Origin of the sequence: Parabacteroides sp. 52 (assembly GCF_010500925.1) — a bacterium.
Lineage (GTDB): Bacteria > Bacteroidota > Bacteroidia > Bacteroidales > Tannerellaceae > QVMG01.
Window position 1 is genome coordinate 487,465 of record NZ_QVMG01000001.1, and the last position, 21,792, is coordinate 509,256.

The 21,792-nt window shown below is 41.6% G+C and carries 17 protein-coding genes; 3 read left to right on the plus strand and 14 right to left on the minus strand.

The window, feature by feature from the left end; genetic code table 11:
• From nrfA to D0T51_RS01985, 5 genes are all read right to left on the minus strand, one after another.
• A complete protein-coding gene (gene nrfA, locus D0T51_RS01965) occupies positions 1 to 1,497 on the minus strand; it encodes an ammonia-forming cytochrome c nitrite reductase (RefSeq protein WP_163724347.1) in 1,497 nt (498 codons plus the stop codon).
• An 8-nt stretch (positions 1,498 to 1,505) separates the two neighbouring features.
• Positions 1,506 to 2,090 carry a cytochrome c nitrite reductase small subunit gene (gene nrfH, locus D0T51_RS01970; protein ID WP_163724349.1) on the minus strand — a complete coding sequence of 195 codons (585 nt, stop codon included), beginning with the start codon at positions 2,088 to 2,090 and terminating at the stop codon, positions 1,506 to 1,508.
• Positions 2,091 to 2,341: 251 nt separating this feature from the next.
• Entirely contained in the window at positions 2,342 to 4,075 is a 1,734-nt protein-coding gene (locus D0T51_RS01975) for a serine protease (protein WP_163724351.1), read from the minus strand.
• A gap of 106 nt (positions 4,076 to 4,181) precedes the next feature.
• The gene (locus D0T51_RS01980; protein WP_163724353.1) at positions 4,182 to 5,384 is read right to left on the minus strand and encodes an MFS transporter; all 1,203 of its coding nucleotides are present in this window, start codon (positions 5,382 to 5,384) and stop codon (positions 4,182 to 4,184) included.
• Positions 5,385 to 5,431: 47 nt separating this feature from the next.
• A complete protein-coding gene (locus D0T51_RS01985) occupies positions 5,432 to 5,965 on the minus strand; it encodes an FHA domain-containing protein (protein ID WP_163724355.1) in 534 nt (177 codons plus the stop codon).
• A 136-nt stretch (positions 5,966 to 6,101) separates the two neighbouring features.
• Here D0T51_RS01985 and dnaG point away from each other — a divergent pair, with 136 nt between their 5' ends.
• Genes dnaG through D0T51_RS02000 form a run of 3 tightly spaced genes read left to right on the plus strand, consistent with a single transcriptional unit; the run spans position 6,102 to position 10,450 of the window.
• Positions 6,102 to 8,201 (plus strand): DNA primase, encoded by a 2,100-nt coding sequence (gene dnaG / locus D0T51_RS01990; protein ID WP_163724356.1) that lies wholly within the window; start codon positions 6,102 to 6,104, stop codon positions 8,199 to 8,201.
• A gap of 12 nt (positions 8,202 to 8,213) precedes the next feature.
• A complete protein-coding gene (locus D0T51_RS01995) occupies positions 8,214 to 9,131 on the plus strand; it encodes an ABC transporter ATP-binding protein (protein WP_163724358.1) in 918 nt (305 codons plus the stop codon).
• Complete coding sequence (locus tag D0T51_RS02000; protein ID WP_163724360.1) at positions 9,128 to 10,450, plus strand: ABC transporter permease; 1,323 nt, start codon at positions 9,128 to 9,130, stop codon at positions 10,448 to 10,450. Before D0T51_RS01995 ends, D0T51_RS02000 begins: the two co-directional genes overlap by 4 nt.
• Before the next feature lie 156 nt (positions 10,451 to 10,606).
• Here D0T51_RS02000 and D0T51_RS02005 read toward each other — a convergent pair whose 3' ends face one another.
• From D0T51_RS02005 to D0T51_RS02045, 9 genes are all read right to left on the minus strand, one after another.
• Positions 10,607 to 11,890 (minus strand): HlyD family secretion protein, encoded by a 1,284-nt coding sequence (locus D0T51_RS02005; protein ID WP_163724362.1) that lies wholly within the window; start codon positions 11,888 to 11,890, stop codon positions 10,607 to 10,609.
• A gap of 95 nt (positions 11,891 to 11,985) precedes the next feature.
• Entirely contained in the window at positions 11,986 to 14,283 is a 2,298-nt protein-coding gene (locus tag D0T51_RS02010; RefSeq protein WP_163724364.1) for a peptidase domain-containing ABC transporter, read from the minus strand.
• 132 nt (positions 14,284 to 14,415) lie between these two features.
• Positions 14,416 to 15,498, minus strand: a complete 1,083-nt coding sequence (locus tag D0T51_RS02015) for a TlpA disulfide reductase family protein (RefSeq protein ID WP_163724367.1) — start codon at positions 15,496 to 15,498, stop codon at positions 14,416 to 14,418.
• Positions 15,495 to 15,800 carry a hypothetical protein gene (locus D0T51_RS02020; RefSeq protein ID WP_163724369.1) on the minus strand — a complete coding sequence of 102 codons (306 nt, stop codon included), beginning with the start codon at positions 15,798 to 15,800 and terminating at the stop codon, positions 15,495 to 15,497. Before D0T51_RS02020 ends, D0T51_RS02015 begins: the two co-directional genes overlap by 4 nt.
• Before the next feature lie 135 nt (positions 15,801 to 15,935).
• Positions 15,936 to 16,172, minus strand: coding sequence for a TIGR04149 family rSAM-modified RiPP (locus D0T51_RS02025; protein WP_163724371.1), 237 nt, complete (start codon positions 16,170 to 16,172; stop codon positions 15,936 to 15,938).
• A 91-nt stretch (positions 16,173 to 16,263) separates the two neighbouring features.
• Entirely contained in the window at positions 16,264 to 17,826 is a 1,563-nt protein-coding gene (locus tag D0T51_RS02030) for a vitamin K epoxide reductase family protein (RefSeq protein ID WP_163724373.1), read from the minus strand.
• A 1-nt stretch (position 17,827) separates the two neighbouring features.
• On the minus strand, positions 17,828 to 19,051 hold the full coding sequence (locus D0T51_RS02035) for a TIGR04157 family glycosyltransferase (RefSeq protein WP_163724376.1): 1,224 nt from the start codon (positions 19,049 to 19,051) through the stop codon (positions 17,828 to 17,830).
• Positions 19,048 to 19,692, minus strand: coding sequence for a lanthionine synthetase LanC family protein (locus D0T51_RS02040; RefSeq protein ID WP_163724378.1), 645 nt, complete (start codon positions 19,690 to 19,692; stop codon positions 19,048 to 19,050). Before D0T51_RS02040 ends, D0T51_RS02035 begins: the two co-directional genes overlap by 4 nt.
• Before the next feature lie 16 nt (positions 19,693 to 19,708).
• Positions 19,709 to 21,790, minus strand: coding sequence for a glycosyltransferase (locus tag D0T51_RS02045; protein WP_163724381.1), 2,082 nt, complete (start codon positions 21,788 to 21,790; stop codon positions 19,709 to 19,711).
• Positions 21,791 to 21,792: the final 2 nt, after the last annotated feature.

Sequence of the window (21,792 nt, forward strand, 5' to 3'; positions counted from 1 at the left end):
TTAGTTTGCAGCCAACTTACCTTCGGCTTTTGCTTTTTCCAACCAGGCGGGCAATGTAGTTTCTATCCATTTGTTTTTATCGTTACGCAACTCTTTCATATCCAAACCGATATACTCCTGTGCCTTTTCTTTGGTCGAGATATCCGGCATCTTCACATCTGTTACGCCCAAAGAGAACAATACCTTTTGCAGTTCCAACTGTGCTTGCATGGTGCGGTCCAGGCTGTGAGCCAGGATACGTTGTGTTTCCACAGGAGCATGAAACGACGCTCCATGAGAGGCGACAGCAAAATCCCAACGCCATTGCGCCTGACGGATTAGTTTCAATGACTCTTTCATTCTAACATCATCCGCTCCGTTATCCCATGCTGTTTTGGCCATGATATGTACTTTGGCAAGCTCTGTCTCCACACGATCCCGGATCTCTAATGCTTTATCCTGGTATTGATATACATAGTTACGCAGATTCTCTTCGCTATCCCGGTGGCAGGTCTGACAGGTAGATGAAATATTTTTAAGCGGACTCATGACCTGATGGTTCGAATATTTGATACCTCCTTCAGACATATACGGCATATGGCAATCGGCGCACGACAATCCTCTCTGTGCGTGAGGGCCTAATAGGAATATCTCATAGTCGGGATGCTGCGCTTTCAACATCGGTGTTTTGCTCAAGCCGTGCACCCAGTCGGTAAAGCCGACATTATCATAATATTCCTCCATGGCTTCCACGGTCATGCCGCCGTCCCACGGGAAAGTCAGGTATTTACCATCGCCTTGGAAATAATACTCCACATGACATTGTGCACAAACCAGCATACGCATCTCCTGTGGCGTAGCCTCCGTGATGTCTTTGCCTTGTCGCTGGAAGGCTTCAATCAGTGCCGGACGGGTAATGGTCAGGTTCATCGTTTGCGGATCATGGCAATCGGCACATCCCAGAGGATTGACAATCTCACTGCCGAATTGGCTCCAGTTTGCTTTGTAGAAGTTCTCTATCCCCACTTCGTGCATCATCCGGGGTACATCCGGACTTTTACAAGTCCAACAGGTAGCCGGCTGTATATCTTTATGATCGTGATCGGGCGTGCCGGTACGCAATGTGTGCGTCATGTCTTCCAGGGTATACATATGTCCCCGTGGTGCGGAATAATCCCGAGAGAAAGCATAACCGGCCCAGAGCACCACCATCTCAGGACGACTCTCCAGTACATCTTCGGGCGTATTACCCAAATGTTTGCTGCGGAAATCCATCTCTTTGGTTTTCTTCCAGGTGTCATACTCACGGGGATAGTTCAACCCCCATTCTTCACTATGGGGATTGATGCCCGAAATATCCACTTTTTTATTATTATACAATGTGGCTATTTCTGCTCTGCGTTCGGTGATGGATGCTGCTAAAAGCCCCAACACAAACACGGCAACCATTACGATTGCAAAGAGACCCCAGCCAATGATAGGCTTTTGCTTGATTGCTTCTGCTAATTTCTTGAACATATCGGATATTATTTTTTGTTTTTCATCATATTCTTTAACCAGTCGGGAACGGGCGATTGCGGCAAGGGCACGATAGCGTTGGGCGACGAAGAGAGGTTACTTACCTCTGTATGTGGTACCTCCCGGTGACAATCCCAACAGACTTTTCCTTTACCCTCCTTTACCTGTGTGTAGTTTATCATTCCTGTATTGACAAACTCCGTATTCAACTGCGTATGACAACGAATACAGTTATTCATAATCACCTCCTTGCTGGCGTCGCGCGGACGAATAACCTGCGGCTCTCCTTTAAAGGTAAACACAGCTGCGTGATACAAACCGTCCATCGCTTTGAAAGCGTATTTGTTTAATGGATTGTCTTGCGGTACGTGGCAGTCATTGCAGTTAGCCCACAAATGATGGGAACTATGCATCCACGATTGATAGTAAGGAGTCATTATATGACAATTGACACAAGCCGAAGGATCGTCGGAAAGATATGAATGAGTCCGTGACATATATATGGAGTAACCTCCTAATCCGACTGTCACCCCGGCTATAATAAAGAGCGGGACAACAAAGTACCAGGGTATTATATGAAGTAGTTTTCTCATCGCGTTTCAATCAAGTGCTTCGCTTGGCGAATATAGTGAAAGCCGAATGCAGAGCCAAACATGTTTGAGCTATGCCAAGGCGCATCCTATATGCTGCAAATATAGAAAGAAGAAACAGGAATATGTGTAACAATTGTTACACATATTCCTGTTTCTTCTTTTTTTTTGAGAAAAACAACAAGATCGTCAATAGATACGATACAAGTTTATGTGGGAGAAAGACTTCATATAAAGAAAATGCAGCTAGTAAATTATTCTCCGCAATGTTCCTTTATCAAACGAGCCACTACCGGATCTCCTAACTCCTGCGCTTTCTGAAAGGCTTCACAGGCTTTATTCTTTTGGGATGTGCGTACATAAGCGACGCCTTTCAGACGATAACAAGAGGCAAAATCAGGCGCTTGCTCTATGGCTTTATCTATACTCTGCAGGGCTTCCGGGTATTTTTCCAGGCGAATATAGACGGAGGCTTCTTCAGCCAGGTAATTCGGATTCAAAGGAACTGCTTTCAATGCCTCCTGAATATCTGCTAAGGCTCCTGCGAAATCGCCCATACGGAACTTTGCCTGTTCCCGATAATAATAAAAGCTATGGTTTACACGGCCGCCTAACATCTCGGCATAAAGGTCATAGTCTGTTATAGCTTCTTCATACAACGTCAGTTTCATCTTAAAATCAATCCGCTCCAGTAAATAAGCAAACGTATCTTCCGTTGGATTTTCTTTTCCCATATCAATTGCTTTATCCAATAAAGCAATGATGTCACTGATATTTGTTCCGGGAATATTTTCTTTCGCTTTGGCCGCCAGATAATAAGAAGAGGCCGATGCCATATCACTCTCTGTCACTTTCATATAACTCTCATAAGCCGGTTCATAAGCCCCCAGAGAGAAAAACATATCTCCTTCCAACTGACGATAAACAGGAGAATCTTCTTCATCGATTGCTTCCTGTAATAGTGTCATGGCAGCAGCTACGGTCCAGTTTTTATCCGTAATCGTAGTATCTCCATTGGCGATGTCAAAAATCAAACGGGCTCTGTTATACAACGCATCACTTTTCTTAGGTATGTACTGGGCTGCCGTATTGAGATCTTCCAATGCACGATCCAAATAGAGTTGTTCTTCGGCAGGTGTACCGGCTAGTTCTGCCCGGCTATAGGCATACAAAGAGGCACGGCTCTGATATCCTTCGGAATGATGAGGGAATGCAGCGATAAAATCATTGATTGTTTCCAGGTAGTTTTTTGCATCCTGTGACCCTTTGAGTAAGAACAGAGATATCTGTGCTTGCTCTACCTCTTTCGGCCAGGCTTTGCGTATACCGATATCTGTATAAGTGGCACTTAATAAAGACATTGAATTCACTTCCAAACTATTGACATAACCGGCAGAGACAGCATAAGAAACATCTTTCTTTCCGGCAGCATCCTCCTGCATCAGCCCTACGACACGCCCCTCTTCAGTCAACAAAGGTGCATTTATCCATTGAGCCGACTCCAGGGCTATAGATGTCTTATAATAAGAATAAGGATCTTTGAGTTTACTTACTTCCGTAACGGTACCTTCTTTGAATGTAGCCGTCTTCTCTGTTGTAAAAAGGACCAGATACACATTGCTTCCATTGGCCAGCGGCTCAGTGGCTAACGAGAAAAAAGGTATTTTCTTGGGCACATGCACCTGTATCTTTATTACATCATACAAACCATCGGCACCCATTATGGTAGTTACCGGATAGGTTTTCCCCTCCGTATCTGTCGCCGTGGCACGCTCAGCTCCTTTAAAAAGACTGTAACCTGCTAAAGCCTCTCCCGACTCGGAGATAAAAAAGCCATTACCGGTATGTAATACTTTATTGTCTTTTCCATAAGTAGTAATAGAAATAATTGCTTTGCGCTGTTTCTCCATCCATTTGGGAGCTTTCTTTTGACTCACTGCCAAAAAGGCTATACAACACATCATTGTTAATAGGGATATTCTTCTCATCCTGTTTTCATATTATAGATTGCAACAAAAATAAGGAATAATCTGAATATGTAACGATAATGGCCAACGATTAATATTCAATCCGTCCCATCCACCGGTAATTCATCTATTTCCGGGGATGTTTCAGATCCGGCAGGAACCAGGTAACCAAACCTAATAAGGGCATAAAGGCGCACACGTGATAGACTGCTTCTATCCCATACACATCCGCCAACTTACCCAATACGGCAGAGGCTATACCCGCTATTCCAAAGGCCAGCCCAAAGAAAAGCCCGGATATCAATCCAAGTTTATAAGGCAGTAGTTCCTGGGCATACACCAGGATTGCCGGAAAAGCAGAGGATATTATAAGTCCGATAAAAAAGCTTAATACCACTGTCCAGAGTAAACCTACATGCGGCATCAATAAAGTAAAAGGGGCGGCGCCAAGAATAGAACCCCATATCACATACTTTCTTCCGATCTTATCCCCTACAGGTCCACCCAAGAACGTACCGATAGCCATAGCTACCAGATAAACAAAGAGATACAATTGCGATTGCTGAATCGTAACACCAAATTTTTCTATCAGGTAAAATGTATAATAACTGGATAAACTTGCCGTATATACATATTTAGAAAAGATTAGAATAAGTAAAATAACGATAGAAAGAATCGTTTGTTTCAGCGGAAGCGGTCTTTCCACCGCCACTTTGGATACGGCCTCTTCCCTTTTCACCCGTATCAGGTAACGACTGTACCAACGACTGATAGGCATCATCACCAGAATAGCGATAAAAGCCAGGATAGAAAGATAACCGATGTTTTCTCTTCCATACGGAGCAACCAACAGAGCAACTAACAAAGGCCCTAGGGAACTGCCCAGGTTTCCTCCCACCTGAAAGACGGATTGTGCCAATCCTCTTCTTCCTCCCGAAGCCAAAGAGGTGATTCGGGAAGCCTCCGGATGCGTGATAGACGAACCGACCCCCACCAGAAAGACCGCAGACAACACCCAAGGAAGCGTATGGGCAAATGCCAGGCTTATCAAGCCTATTAAGGTAAAACTCATACCAATAGGCAAAGACCAGGCAACAGGACGTTTATCAAAAAACAGACCGACAAAAGGTTGAAAGACGGAAGCGGCAAACTGATAAACCAATGTGATCATCCCGATCTGTGCAAAACTCAATCCCAGTTCATCCTTTATTAACGGGTAAGAAGCGGATACTACCGATTGCAAGGCATCATTCATACAATGAATCACACTCAAAGCAATCAAAATACGAAAAGCCGTCGCGTTCGTCGACGGCGGATTTACTTGTGTCATCTAAACCAATCTCTATTGACTAAAAACTATATACCTCTATCTATTGACTAAAACTCTTCCCCGTCGGCCGTATGCAAAATGAAAGTAGTAGCTCCCAGAGTGACAATAGCCCCTTCCCCTATACGGATCTGTTCGTTCTTCCCGACTAATTCGTTTCGTAGAAAAGTACCCGTGAGACTGGGGAAATCGCGCAAAGTATACATAAAAGAGCCATCTCCCTGCCTTTTTACACGAATCACACAATGTTTACGCCCCATACTGGGATCGCTTGTGATGATCGGGGCATCTATGCCTTCCGTATCCTTATTACGCCGGCCAATCACATTATCCCCCTCTACCAGAGGAAGCTCTTGTTTAAATCCGAAAGCATTCTCTATTACAGTTATATATCCACAGGAAAAGTCCGGCTCTTTCACCTCTTTCTCTTCACCGGTGTCGGTTTTAATGATTTTTCGTCCCAATTTTGTTTTAAACTGGGAGCCACATTGCGGACAGACAAAAGCCAATACCTTTCCTTCCGGGTATTTCGTTTCATCAAATGTCAGTTGATTATCACATTTCGGACAGAATATTCTCTTCATCGTTTTTGTTCCGATATTAGTCATTCTTATTCAGCGGCAAAGATAGGCCTTTCCGGGGAAACTAACACCATAGTCCACCCATTTGTAGGAACAGAAATATTCCTTACATTTGTGTTCGCTAAAAGAATAGTTCCCGATGATTGATCAACCTACAATAGATAGGATACTGGACGCTGCAAATATTGTGGATGTGGTATCCGAATTTGTCACCCTCAGACGACGGGGAGTAAACTACGTAGGGCTCTGTCCGTTTCATACCGATAAAACCCCATCTTTCTACGTTTCACCAGCCAAGAATATATGCAAATGCTTTGCCTGCGGGGAAGGTGGCACAGCTGTTCATTTCATTATGAAACATGAGCAGATGACTTATTTCGATGCTTTACGATACCTGGGAAAGAAATACAATATAGACATACAGGAAAGAGAACTGACCGACCGGGAAAAGCAGATTCGCAGTGACCGGGAAAGTATGCTTATCGTTAATACCTGGGCACAACAATACTTCAGCACCCAGCTCTACGAGCAGGAAGAAGGGAAAAATATTGGTCTTCGCTATTTCCGGGAAAGAGGTTTCCGGGAAGATATCATCCGTAAGTTTCAACTGGGTTATAGCCTGGACAAACGGGATGCTTTATACCTGGAAGCCACAAAAAGCGGGTATCAAAAAGAGTTTCTTGAGAAAACAGGTCTGATTATTGCCTATGATAACGGAAATGTAAACGACCGTTTCCGCGGCAGGGTGATGTTCCCAGTGCATACCTTGAGTGGTAAAGTTGTTGCCTTTGGTGGCCGCACATTGAAAAAAGATGAAAAGACAGCCAAATATGTCAACTCCCCGGAGAGTGAGATCTATCATAAGAGCAATGAACTCTATGGTATCTTCTTCGCCAAACAACCGATCGTAAAAGCCGATCGTTGTTATCTGGTGGAAGGATATACGGATGTGATCTCCATGCACCAGGCAGGTATAGAAAATGTGGTCGCTTCCTCCGGTACCGCATTGACCCAGGGACAGATACGCCTGATTCGTCGCTTCACAAACAATATCACAGTCTTGTATGACGGAGATGCTGCCGGTATCAAAGCGGCTATTCGCGGAATCGATATGCTTTTGGAAGAAGGAATGAACATCAAAGTCGTCCTCCTACCTGACGGAGAAGACCCCGACTCCTACGCCCGCAAGCATAATGCTACAGGCTTCAATGAGTTTATTCAAAAGAGCGAAACTGATTTCATCCGCTTCAAGACCAAACTCTTATTGGAGGACGCAGGAAACGATCCGATCAAACGCTCCTCTCTTATCAATGACATTATACGATCTGTAGCTATTATCCCTGACACGATTGCACGGACGGTGTATATCCGCGAATGCAGCAGTATGTTGGAGGTCGATGAAAGGGTATTACTCAATGAAGTCAATAAGATCCGCTTACAGAATGAGGAGAAACGGACTGCGCAAACAGCCTCTCCCACAGCACCTCTGCCTCCTCCTATCCCGGCCGGTTATGTAGATTACCCGGCATATAACCCACAGGATGGGAATATACCCGATATGCCCGGAGCTGATGCTCCGCCTCCTCCACCGGAAGATTTGCCGCAGGAGGAGACTGGATATGCCCCTCAGCCCCCACAAACAGAACCTACAATGCCACCTCCATCGCCCAAACGGTCTCCATTCGAGGTCTATGAGTTGGCCTTGTTACGCTATATCGTACGTTATGGAGAATTTGAGTTATACAAATACAAAGACGAAGAAAGCGGAGAGGAAGTGCGGACCTTGGTCATTGAATATATTCACAACGAACTGGCACAGGATGACCTTACCTTTCAGACCCCTTTGTTCAAGGAGATGTTGGATGAAGCTGTTTCTCATTATACGGAAGAAGGCTTCGTTGCCAATCGTTTTTTCCTGCACCATCCGAACCCAGCCATCAGCAAACTGGCAGCCAATCTGATGAGTGACAAATACCAGCTTAGCAAATACCATTTCAAATTCCGTGTTTTGGAACAAGAAGAAGACAAACTGCAACAACTGGTACTCAAAGATATTTTCGCATTGAAAGACGCCTTCATAAACCACCGTATCAAAGACTTACATACTCAAATTAAAGACGCACAATATACAAAGGATATGGATCGCATCCTCGCACTCATGCAAGAACTGACACAATTGAATAAAATAAAATATCACCTCAGCAAAGAACTGGGAGAACGAATCATATTAAAAATATAAAACGAATTGCCTATGTATTTTTTAGAAACCGAGGACGTCGTGAAGCAATTTGCCAATCACAGGGCATTAAACAAAGTGAGCATCCGCGTCCCTCAAGGTAAAATCTTTGGGTTATTAGGTCCCAATGGGGCTGGAAAAACTACATTAATACGTATTATCAACCGAATCACTGCTCCCGACAGTGGAATCGTTCGCTTCAACGGCAGGGAGTCACAACCGGAAGACGTCTTTCAAATCGGCTATCTGCCGGAAGAACGCGGGTTATACAAAAAAATGAAAGTGAGCGAACAAGCTATTTACCTGGCTCAGTTGAAAGGACTCTCTTACCACGATGCCCGCGAACGATTGATCAGCTGGTTTGAGAAATTCGACATCATGCGCTGGTGGAACAAGAAGCTGGAAGAGTTATCCAAAGGTATGCAACAGAAAGTACAGTTTATCATCACGGTCATACACAAACCGGAACTGCTGATATTCGATGAACCCTTCAGTGGTTTTGACCCGATCAATGCCGAACGATTGAAACAGGAGATCCTGGAACTCAAAGCGGCTGGGCACACTATCATCTTTTCAACACATAATATGGCTTCGGTAGAAGAAATATGCGATGAGATAGCCCTGATTAACAGTTCGGAAGTGATATTGTCCGGCGATGTAGAGGATGTGCGCAATCGTTTCAAAACAAACAATTTCAATTTATCCATACAAACAGGACACGAACCGCTACCGGATATATGCAGTGTTTTATCTGAAGAGAGAAAAAATGGTATTACCCAACTGCGTATCCACAAAGAGAAAGAAATCAGTAATTCGGAATTACTTCGAGCCCTGGCTTCCCAATGCGAGATTTTATCATTCAACGAAGAAATCCCTTCCATGAACGATATATTCATAGATGTTGTATCCGCTGCTAATACGAAAAAATCATGAGTAAGATAGGATTAATAATCAAAAGAGAATACCTGCACAGGGTAAGTAAAAAGTCATTTATCATACTGACTCTTCTTATGCCCTTCCTGATGGCGGCCATCGTTTTTGTCCCTTTATGGTTGGCTAGTCTCAAAGGGAGTGACATTCGTAACATCGCTATTATTGATGCTACCGGGAAATATGCCCCCCTATTGGAAGACACGGAAACGTATCACTTTATAGAAAGTGAAAAAAGCCTGGACGATTATCGGGCCAACCCGGATAAAGAATTATTCGCTATCCTGAATATCACTGCCGACCTATTGGAACATCCCAAGGCTGCCACACTCTACTCCGAGAAACAAGTGCCGGCAGAGTTAAGCCGCCTGGTAAATCGAACCATACGCAAGCAACTGGAAGACGATAAACTAGCGACCTTCGATATCCCTAATCTGAAAGAAATCATTCAGGAAAGCAAAGTCAGCTTCGATGTGCAAACGATCAAATGGAGTGGCGACGGAACAGAAAAAGCATCTTCAGCCAAAGTGGCTTCTGTGGTCGGTATGATCTTTACGATGATCGTATATATGTTTATCCTTATCTATGGAGCCATGGTGATGCAAGGGGTTATGGAAGAAAAAACAAATCGCATCGTAGAAGTGATGGTTTCTTCTGTCCGTCCTTTTGAACTGATGATGGGCAAAATCGTCGGTATCGGATTGGTAGGCCTTACACAGATCTTTATGTGGGGGATACTGACCATGGTATTATTCACCATCGGAGGCTTCTTTTTCACCGGAGGTATACAGGCGGACCCGGCAGCGCTGCAACAAGGATTACAGATGGGTGCCACCGGAATGGATATGTCGGCTATGAGCAATCAGCCCGGAGCAGAAATATTTGCCCTGGTAAACACCATCAACTTTGTTGAAATAGGTGCTTACTTTATCATCTTTTTCATAGGAGGATATATGTTGTATGCGGCTATATTCGCAGCTATCGGATCTGCCGTTGACAACCAGGAAGATACCCAGCAGTTTATGGCTCCCATCACTATTTTCCTTGTATTTGCATTGTATGCAGGTATTTACAGCATGGAAAACCCGGATGGACCGCTCGCCTTCTGGTGTTCAATGATCCCCTTTACCTCCCCCATCGTCATGATGATACGTATACCTTTTGAAATACCGCTTTGGGAAAAATGCCTTTCGGTAGTCATCCTCTATATTTCTTTCATTGCTATAATCTGGCTTTCAGGAAAGATTTACAGAGTCGGTATCCTTATGTACGGTAAAAAACCTAGCCTAAAAGAAATGGCTAAGTGGATACGATTTAAATAGGAGAAAGGAGGCAGAGGAGTTAAAGGAGTAAAAGTAGTCAGAGTAGTCAAAGGAGTTATCAGTCGCTTCGCGACTTAGTAGTTAAGGAGTAAAACTGTGGCATAACACCTCTGACTCCTTTGACTACTCTGACTCCTTTAACTCCTTCGTTTTATATTAATTCGTAAATAACATCTTTTTAATCGGCTGTAGGAATCGCTCTATCAACCGTAAATCATCGGTGATGATATCTGCACTACCAGTCATTTCCTGTGATAAAGGAAGGATTTTCTTGTAGTTAGTCATCAAGCCGTTGGGAAAGGATATGCCGATCATATAATTATTCTCCACAGGGACCAGTGAGATACTATTCACTACTCCCTCTACCATCCCGTATTCCTGGTCGGGATAATTGGCAAAACGCACGTTTACCCGCTGTCCCTCTTTCACTTTCCCACTGCGAGCTATCGGCAATAAGGCTTTGCCGACAATCTCTTGTCCCTCTTCCGGAACGACCACAAAAACCGTCTCTCCGCCTCCTATGGTATGATTTTCACTCCAATAAGTCGTAAAAGTGACCTGTCCTTTTACCGGAGATAATAAAGCGTATTGCAATTCCCAATTCCTACATGCGATTATCAATTGTTCCCTGGCATGGTTAAAGTCATTCGCTATTTTTCCTTCTTTTTCTAATTTTTCCAGTTGCAAGTTCAGAAAATCTTCTTTTAACTGGGCTATCTGTATCTGTTGATTTTCCAAACCACCTTTCGCTGATTCCAGACTCTGCAGGCTTTGCAGGTAGGCACTCTTTGAATTGTCCCGTTCAGGTCCGGATATCCCTCCCCGTTGATGCATCAACGAATCCTTTTCCCATCGGTTACCGGCTAAGCGAAACTGGTCTTCGGTTATCTCCGCTTGTCGTTCCATTCGTTCGTAATGTTCTTCATGGCGATGAATCTGCTTTCGCTGAAAATCAATCTTCTTTTCGTAGAATCCTAACTCAGAAAAATTCCGGTATTCCCGTGCGGCATTCAAATAGGTGATATAAACAGACTGTATATCGCCCAGTTGCAAGGGAAAAGCTGCTTCCGATGGAATGTGCACTTCCGGTTCTTCCGTATCCATCCAACTTTTTAAAAGCAATATATCTTCCGTACGGGCTGTATTTTCTATTACCGCCAGGTAATCTCCAGGATTCACTCGCTGTTTATCCGAAACATATAACTTCTTTATTTTACCGGATGCCCGGCTCACAATGGCGGCCGGCGGGTTTATTGTTGTCACCATAACCTGCGCCGTGATAATATCCGGATATTTAAAGAAACAACTACCTATCACCAATGCCAGTACAACAATGAACAACAGGGTTATTCCACACCTGATTATCCAGGCCGGTATCTGACCCATTATTTCCTGCACCTCTTCACTGCGAATTTCTATATCTTTATATTTTTCTTCCATCTATAATTGTCATTTCTTAAACTAAAAGAGTATCAAAAGATAGATTTTTAATGTATTTTCATTGTCAACTGACAATTGTCAATTTGGAACTTGGTTTATGAACCAAGTTCCAGTTGGTTCTTCACCAACTGATAATATATGCCCCGCTTAGCTGTCAATTCAGCATGTGTTCCTTCCTCTGCAATCTTTCCTTTATCCAACACAACAATATTATCCGCATCCTTGACCGTACTCAGGCGATGAGCGACTACGACTACCGTTCGGCCGATATAAAACTGATGAAGGTGCTCCATTATCTCTTTTTCATTATTGGCATCCAAGGCGTTCGTTGCTTCATCGAGAAATATAAATTCAGGATCTTTGTATACAGCCCGGGCAATCAAGATCCGTTGCCGTTGTCCCTGACTGACCCCACTCCCTTCCATTCCGATCTTTGTATTATAGCCCAAAGGTAATGTATCAATAAAGTCCCGGATATTGGCTACGGTGACCGCATGTTTTAATTTGTCTTTGTCAACGACTTCGTCAGCCACCGCTATATTTTTGGCTATTGTATCCGAAAAGATAAATCCGTCCTGCATCACCGCTCCACTCCGGGCACGCCACACATGGGGATTGATCGTGGTTAACGGCAGATCTCCCACTTTGATAACCCCTTTATTGGGTTCGTAAAAGCCCAATAATAACTTTACCAAAGTCGTTTTTCCACTGCCACTGGCTCCGACAATAGCTGTTACTTTACGTTGGGGAATAATCAGGCTGATATCATCCAATACATAATCCCTGTCTGCCCCGTCATAACTGAACCGCAGGTTCTCTATATGTAATGAACGGTTTTCCGGCAGTGTCGTTACTTTTATCTGAGCCATCTGTTCTTCATCCTCTTTCTGGTGAATCTCCCCTAAACGTTCCAAGCTGATTTTGGCATCCTGAAATGCACGGGCAAAACCAAGGAATTGTTCGATAGGGGCTGCAACCTGTCCGACAATATAAGTGAGTGACATCATCATACCCAATGTCATCTCTCCGGTTACAACCGAACGGGCAGCAATAAAAGAGATAAAGATATTCGTTGTCTGACTGAAAAAGGCAGATCCCAACTGTTGGTATTGTCCGAGAGCCAAGCCTTTGATGCTGATCTTAAAAAGTTTCACCTGTATCCGTTCCCATTGCCACCGTTTTTCCGTTTCACAGTTATTGAGTTTGATCTCCTGCATGCCGGTGATCAATTGGAAAAGATTACTCTGTTCTCCGGCAGCCTGTGCAAAACGTTTGATATCCAGTTCCCGACGGTAGCGCATAAAGGCCAGCACCCAAGCGACATAGAGTCCGTTGCCAAGCAGAAAGATGCCCAATACGGTAAGGTTATAGTAAGCAAGCACAAAACCGAATACGATAAAGTTAACAAACGAGAACAGGGTATTGATCGAAGAGCCTGTCATGAAGGATTCGATACGGCTGTGGTCACCGATGCGTTGCATAATATCTCCTACCATCTTGGTGTCAAAGAACTTCAATGGCAGGCGCATTAATTTGGCAAGGAAGTCGGAAATCAGGGATATATTGATCCGGGTATTTACATGCAATAGTATCCAGCTACGGATAAAGTCAACCGACAACCGAGCAATAAAGATCACCAGTTGGGCGATAAGAATCAGTGTGATAAAGTCCAGGTTGGAATCCCGTATTCCGGTATCTACCAGTGACTGAGTCAGGAAAGGCATGATCAGTTGCAGGATACTGGCGGTAACCATGCCAAGGATCAGTTGCAGGAACTCCTTTTTATAGGGTAATAGGTAACGGAAAAAGAAAGACAAACCGCGGCGGCGAGTCTCTTTCTCCTCTTCCATCTCATAAAAGTCAGGACCGGGTTCTAATAACAGGGCTGTACCTTTCTCCTCCTCCCCGCTTTTGGTTGAGAGCCAGCAACGGCTAAACTCCTCTTCGGTGTAGGTGATTAGTTTGGAGGCTGGGTCGGCGATATGGAAGAGACGGCCCCTCCCGACCTCCCTCAAGGGAAGGAGAAAAAAAAGAAAAGAGGATATGTGCCTTAGAACTCCTTCCCCTCGGGGAGGTTGGAAGGGACTGATCTTATATAACACCACAAAATGATTCTGATTCCAATGAAGGATGCAGGGAAGCGGCACCTCCGTTTTCAACTGCTCCAAACTTATTTTCACCCCTGTCGTACGGAAGCCTATCGACTCAGCAGCTTCGCTGATACCAAGCATGGATACACCTGCACGGGTGATAAAAGACTTCTCACGCAGGGATTGCAAGGAATAAGTGCGGCCGTAATGCTTGGCAACCATGCGAAGGCAGGTAGGGCCGCAGTCCATGACGTCTAATTGACGGTAGTGAGGGAAAGAGATATTTAGTTTTTTATAGGGCATTCGAGGTATTAGATTATTGTTTTCTACAAATGTTGAGCACAGCGCCAAGCCTGCTTGATATATGCTAAGATGTTCTATATTTATAAATCGAGCGTGACCATCCAAAGAGAAGTTGACTACAACTATTTTCTTCTATTCAAGCACATAATCCATCAACTGTATTAGATATTGCGCAGGATAACCAATAAAAACAATCGTTCCTTCTTTATTTACTACGACAGTAAAGGGTATGCCGGGCATGAAATAGGCTTGCATAATATCCACACCACCATCCAGATTTGACAACTGTGGCCATATCAATTCATGCTTCTTGATAGCATTCTTCCATTCTTTTTCTTTTGTATCAAACGACACTCCTACTATTTCGACCCCTTTTGCTTTATACTTGGCATAGATCTCCTTGAGATACTTAAAATCTCTGACACACGGAGCACACCAGGAAGCCCAAAAATCAAATATGACATATTCCGAATCAACTAGGTAATCGGAAAGCTTCTTTAGTTTCCCATCCGGAGTATTTAACAAAAAGTCTAATATTTGACTGCCCTCCAACTTTTTCTTTTCTTCATCATTCCTTTTGTTTTCTATTTTTTTCTCATAACATGCAGATATTTTAACTTCTGCCCGAAGCTGCTCATCTGCCAGTTCATATATTTCAAGAAACTCACCATACCACATAGCTTCACAATATTCCCTGAACATCTCCTTTCCCAACACGTTTCCGATATTATTTTTTGCAAATTCACTATAGACTGGATATTTGTCAAGTTCTTTTTCTAGGCTGTCAGCTGGCAAATTATTTAATTTTTTATTTTCTATTTTCTTCAGCAGTTCTCCTCTCATTGCTATTCCACTCAGATAACCCTGGTAAGTATCATTAAGCGGAGTCCCATGAATAGAAGATACCTTATCAAGGTATACATTGATAGTTCCCGGTTCAAGCACTAATCGTGCAGACCGGACAGTGTACGGATAATTGCCTGTTGTGAGTATAGAGAACTCTTCTTCCCAACTGGCACCTTCAAAGTAGAATTTCCCATCTGTAATGACTGCTGTGTCAATTGTCATTACCTCATCTTTGCAAAAAGTAAATAACATCACTGAACTATCGTTCAAATGCAAAGGGGTGTTTCCCTTAATCGCAAAAGGCTTGTTTTGGGCATAAACAGTATTAAATATTAACCAAACAAACAAAAGTATATATATCTTCCTCATTTTCCTTCTTTATTATACCAGACACAAACAGCTATCCCATTCCGCGCCTTTTCACCATACTTAAACACAGCTTGTTTGGGAGAATCTTCAATAACACAAGCTATTTTATACTCGTAATACAAATCAACTCCTTCTTGTCTTGTTAATTCCCTTCCTTCCAAAAACCACCTTCCGGTTTTAATGGCTTCTTTCGGATGGATGCTATCCACAACATGCACAAGCGGCATATCAAACGACGAGTCATCAACAATACTATATGATTCACTCAACCAAAGAGAGATATAAAATATTAAATAGAGCATATTATTGTAATTGTATAGTGTATAAATGACAAATATTTTTCGAAATTATCAAAAAAAAAATAATTAAAACAAAGAAGGAGAGACATTTTAGTAAAAAACACGGAACACTCCCTCTTTTTAGTAGCTAAAGTCAATTTATTTGCACATACAAATAGCTATTGACGGTTTACCGGTAACATGAGTTACATCTTTTTCACAATTTCTAGATCCCCCTCCCATTGGATGAGGTAAGCAAGAACCATTACACTTGCCTTCACCATCAGGACCTGAACAAGAATCTGTAGAATCATACCCTCCCACAACCATCTTCATTTCTTGTTCATTTAATACTTCTGCTTTCTTTTGCAGAGTCATTTTTTCTAACTTTTTCATAACAAACTAAATTTAAATTGTTGCGATAGATTATTATTTTGACTACTCCATTGCCCTATCGCAAATATAGCAATGAAATGTCTTTTAACTCTTATTTTGTTGCGAAGAATACCAGATCTTCTATCCTGTATTTATCCGTCAACTCATATCCATTAAACAGAACCGTAGGAGTAGCCCTTATTGGAGTAGTTCCTAACCACTCCTTTTGTCTGTCATGCTCTTCCTTTACTTGTTTGTTGTCGTTGTCATATGGATATGTTTTGTAAAACTCTTTATAGTTATTCTTACCTTCCTTATACCATTTATCTAAAAATATGAGGAAGCCGTCCATGTTCTCCTTTTGATACATCGCAACAAACAACCGGCTGCTTTCTTCCAATTCTTCATTAAAAGAGGATAGTATATACTGAATACAATATCCATTCTGTGTATCTTTCAGTAGCTTCTCTAATCTCTTATGCATCTTTGCACAAGGATTACAATGGGGATTTGTAATAACCGTTATCCTGTTTGTGGCTTCCGGATTGCCCCATAATAAACCTATTGAGTTATCTATTTCGTAATAGGGTTGTTGTTTTAACAGGCTATTGAAGATAGTTTCATCCGCTTTCAGGCTATTAAGTTGCTGGGTTACCCGGGATAATTCCTTTATTTTTGTCAAAAAAGGTATAAGTATGTTTAATACAAATACAGGTATCACATATAAACATCCGGTTATCAGAATATCTGTCATTCGAATCGTTGGTATCCCGATATAGCCAAATAAAAGATTATTCACAAATAACAACCATAATAAAACCTGTACGATCACACATAATACACACCATTGCTTCGCTACCTTTGCCTGATACCAGATGCTCCATACTGTATAGGGTAAGGCCAGAATATTGATAATAGCTAAATAGGGATACAAGTTGGGAAAACAAAGGATAATTATGATATTTGCCGTAAAGTATCCGAGTCCTATCTCACTCCAACTAAACAGACCTAAGAACTTAGCAGCATCCGTATCTAAGATATTATTACAGTCACCCTGTTTTAGAAACAAGGAACATAATTTATCGGCAGAGCTACTATGTATATGTATTTGTTTCAAAAGCAACAGGTAGCTGATATATACTCCGGCAATATTAATAGCTAATGAAGTTAAGTAGCCTATCTGTTGCTGGATACCAGAACCAAAACCCATAACCCCCAACAACAATAGAACAGCAAAAAACAGGATTCCTTTTTCGCCTATATGGAATAATTCTTTTTTACGGTTTGACTTATAGTTAGGTTCAATAGAATTTTCGTTTGTTTCAGCAAGCAATACAACTCCTGACCATAACTTCAGGAATTTATCCATAGAGACACTAATATCCTTTTCACGCCAGTAATAACTAACCTTATCGGGTGTAATCCGGTAAACAAGGGCAAAGTCATTTCCGGCATAAGCCAAGAAAGGTGCTTCTAGTTCCAGTAATGCTGCCGGGTCTTTTTCTAATCGTACGGCAACATTTTCTACACTATAAGCTGACAACATAGAAGATAATCCATAGAGGTTATTCCGGTGGGGATGTTCCTCAAATAGTTTGTTGGAATAGTCGGCAGTATGTTTTATTTTCAGTAAATCCAGAAACTGGGCAACTATATTTTGTTCGATTCGTATCATTTTATTTAGTAAATAAAGAGTTATACAGGTTGTACATATTATGAGACATTATTTCTAAAGTATATTTCTCTTCGTAATCTCTTCTTGTTTCCCGGATAGGATTTTCTAATTGCTTTTTAATCGCTTTAGATAGTTTTTCAGGAGAGAGATAAACGCTTTCTTCTTTCTCAACAATCTCTACTATTTCCGCATGATCACACATCTCCTTCAGGCCGGAAGTAGAAGAAAGGACCAAGGGAATATCAAACATCATCATTTCAATAGCCACATAACTGCATTGCTCATTTTTAGAAGGGAGGACACCCACATCAGCGATTTGGTACAATCCAAACAGTTCTTCTTTTGATAATCTTCCAAGAAAGGATATTTTCGAAGTATGTTTTTTTGCCTGTAATATATAGGTTGAAGCAATACCATCACCCACAACTAACAAGCGTATATTGGGCTCTGTTTGATGAAGTACTTTAAAAGCAGAGATTAGTTCATCTAATCCTTTTAACTTTTCTAATCTGCCAACAAAAAGAATAACCTTTTCATCTTCCGCTATATTCCATTCTTTTCTAATCCTTTTTCTCTCTTGATCAGTTAGGATTATCCTTTCATCTTTTAGCCCATTGGGGATTAAACTAATTTTATCGGCATTGATCCGATACTCTTCTTCCAAAATAGATTGAGTATACCGGCAAAGACTTATAATATGGTCAACTTTCGCAAAGACCTCTTTATCGCGCTTGTAAAGATTATAGATATTTTGTTCGTCTTTCCTTTCTGACGGAGGTGTCGATTGTATAATCCTTCTGAAATAAGAAGTATTTCCTTCTAATAATAGTCCCCAATCTGAATAGTGGATAGTGAAAAGAGTTTTGGCAAAGGGAAACTTCTCTTTTACAAAAGGAACTAAATGGGTATCCGGATAATAATTAAAGTGGAAAATCAATTTATCCGTTTCGTTTATTTTGATATAAGAGAACAAAATATACCAGAGATTACGCATCTGTTTTCTTTCTTTTGAAAATAATGTTATATCCCCATTCACTGGAAAGTTATATACAGAAACGACACCCTCATGTATAACAGAAAACTCATTAACACCAAGATTATAGTTGACTATATTCAACTTCACATCATTCATCCCTAATATAATCTCTTTAATCTGGTTGATATAGGTACCCACACCACTTGCTGATGCCAGACTTTGTTTATTAAAAAGATAGATATACTTCATAAGATTATCTTTTTAAAACAATACCCTGCACAGCCTCTCTCTAATCCCAACTGCCATTCTGTAATAGAATCTCCCTCTGGCAATTCACCAATAATATCTGACAACAAAACCTTATCTTCAGGCACAACGAACTTTTTTCCTATCTCTACCCAATCTTCCAGATAGCTTCTATCGAAAGGAATTGTTGCTTTATTTCTGTTTTTTGAATGTAACCGTTTGTTGACATAGTAATATATCCCTTCCAATCCGGTTTTAATACTTTGGTCTTTCACTCTTTGGATATCTTTTTCCATAACCTTCTGGTCGATTTCAAAAAGAATTTCATCCGAATCCCCTTCCATAAAACCGTTTTCCAATAGATATTCTAAACCCCAGCCAATTCCGCAAAGACCCGATTCAAAGTTGATAGGTATTTCATCATGAATTTCCTGAAAAATCTCATCCAATAACTCACCGGCAAATTCATCATAGATTGTTTCTCCTGTATACCGAGCATAATGAGCAAAGAAAAGTACGATTCCCATCTTTCCATGATAAAGTCCCAAGTCTGTTAGAAAACTGGCATTCAATATCAGATGGCGGGCAATACGTAAGAGCATTTCATCTTTTTCTGTTTTTGTTTGTATTTGTTCCGATTTCATCTTGTTCAATTTGACATTATACAAATGCAGGAAATAAACCCCATTCCCATGTTGCTATATATTCTTGAATCTCTTTTTCTGACAGGTTGATAATCTTTATCAATTCCTGCAGGCTTTTCAACTGTGTATTTTTATCAATATAATGAGAATTCACTCTTGGATGCGATAAATGAAACAACGCCCCTTCGGTCCGATGGATAGGATGTCCAAAGGCCTCCATACGTTTTACCCGTTCCATATCTTCTGCTCCCCAGCCGTAAAACGCTTCATTCTCTCCCCCACAGTTTAAATATACTTCTTTTTTTACCAGAAAAGCACCACCTACCGAATAGGTACCAAAGGAAAGCTTAAGAGTCATCTCCCTTTCTGCTTCTTCTAAAAGCTTCATAGACCGTTCTTCTCGGAATGACTGACTAATAGGGGGAGACACATCATAAAAACGTCCGTCGTAAGGAAAACTTATTGCCGCCTTTCCTTCTTTTATCTCCCGGATCGAACTTTCAATCTGTTCTACTGGAAGGATTACATCCGTATCCCATACACCGACAATGGGTGTTTCTACCATTTGCAACAGGAGATTGATATATTGTGTACGGTGGAACACTTTGCCAGGATCTTCTATAAAATAATATTGAATATTCCGGGCTGAATTCTTTTCGGTGATACGGGATTTACCGTCTCCCTCCAGAATAATAATACGGGATTTATCGATAACAGATAAATAATCGACAACAACAGAGAGGTTTTGCAATCGCTCCTCCGAATCTATGCGGACAGGAATAATAAAAGTTACCAAAGGGTCATCTCCTGTTTCAATTTTCGGGTATACCGGCTTTGTTTTTTTTGAGGGGGACAGGAGCTTTTGAACCTTGTTTTCAAACAGGTGCATTTGCAACAGGGCTTCCAGTTCTGCATGTACGCCTGGTTCATGAACAATAATAGACATGAATTGCATATGTCGTTCATAACAGTCTAACAAATAGAGCATACTTTGCTTGTTTTTCAACAGTGACAGCTGCCTGCCAACTTTTGAGATGCGTCTGCGCAGGTAATAGAACAAGCCTGCCCAATTGATTGTATCCTTTTCTCTTTTATAATTAATGGTATAAAGCACATGAGAATCAATCTCCCCCAAAACTTCATCTTCATCACCCTCTACAAATCCGTTTCTCAATAGCCAGATCAAACCACACCCTATACCCAGAAGGCCATTTTTAATACAAACTGGCGTTGAATAACTGATATTATTGAATATTTCATCCAACAGTTTATCGGCTCGGTCTTCAAAATCTTTATCCGGGTATTTCTTTGACATCACATACAGGCCGATTACTTCCCCCATACGTGCATGTCCGGTTTCATTTGTGGTTATGTGATCTATTACTTTCCATTTATGGGAATTAATATACGTGATCTGGTAATTTTGCCGGATTTGATTGGCGTATTCTTTTTGTTGCAGCAATTGTTTTTGGGAGATCTGGTCTTCGTGCCAGCGGTAAGACATATAACAACCCGGCAGGTTTTCAATCTTACCCAACAGGCTCAACCGGCACAATAAATCATAGTCCGAAGCATACCGGTAAATCTCATTGTATCCATTGAGTTGACGAAATGCTTCTGCGCGTATCAACAAAGAGGGATGTAACACACAATTATCCTGCAGTAGTCCGGCACAAACATCTTCATACCCAAGCGGATTCTCTTTTTTATAATTCAACCCTATAAAATCAAACTGACAGCCAACGGCTAATAGATCCGGGTGTTCCTCCAGGTAGTCGAATTGTTGCTTCAAACGATCCGGTAGAGCAATATCATCGGCATCCATTACGGCAATATATTTCCCTCTTGCTTTTTGGGCACCCAAATTCCGGGAAGGATAATTTCCCTGATTTTGTTTGTTGCAGAAGATTCTAATACGATTATCTTTAAACGATTGTATTCTATTTAAAGAGTTATCGGTCGATGCATCATCAATAAGAATCAGTTCAAAGTCATAGAATGCCTGATTAAGGATACTATTGATAGCATCTCCAACAAACCGTTCCATATTATAGACAGGTAGTACTATAGATAGTATAGGATTATCTGAAATTTTCATTT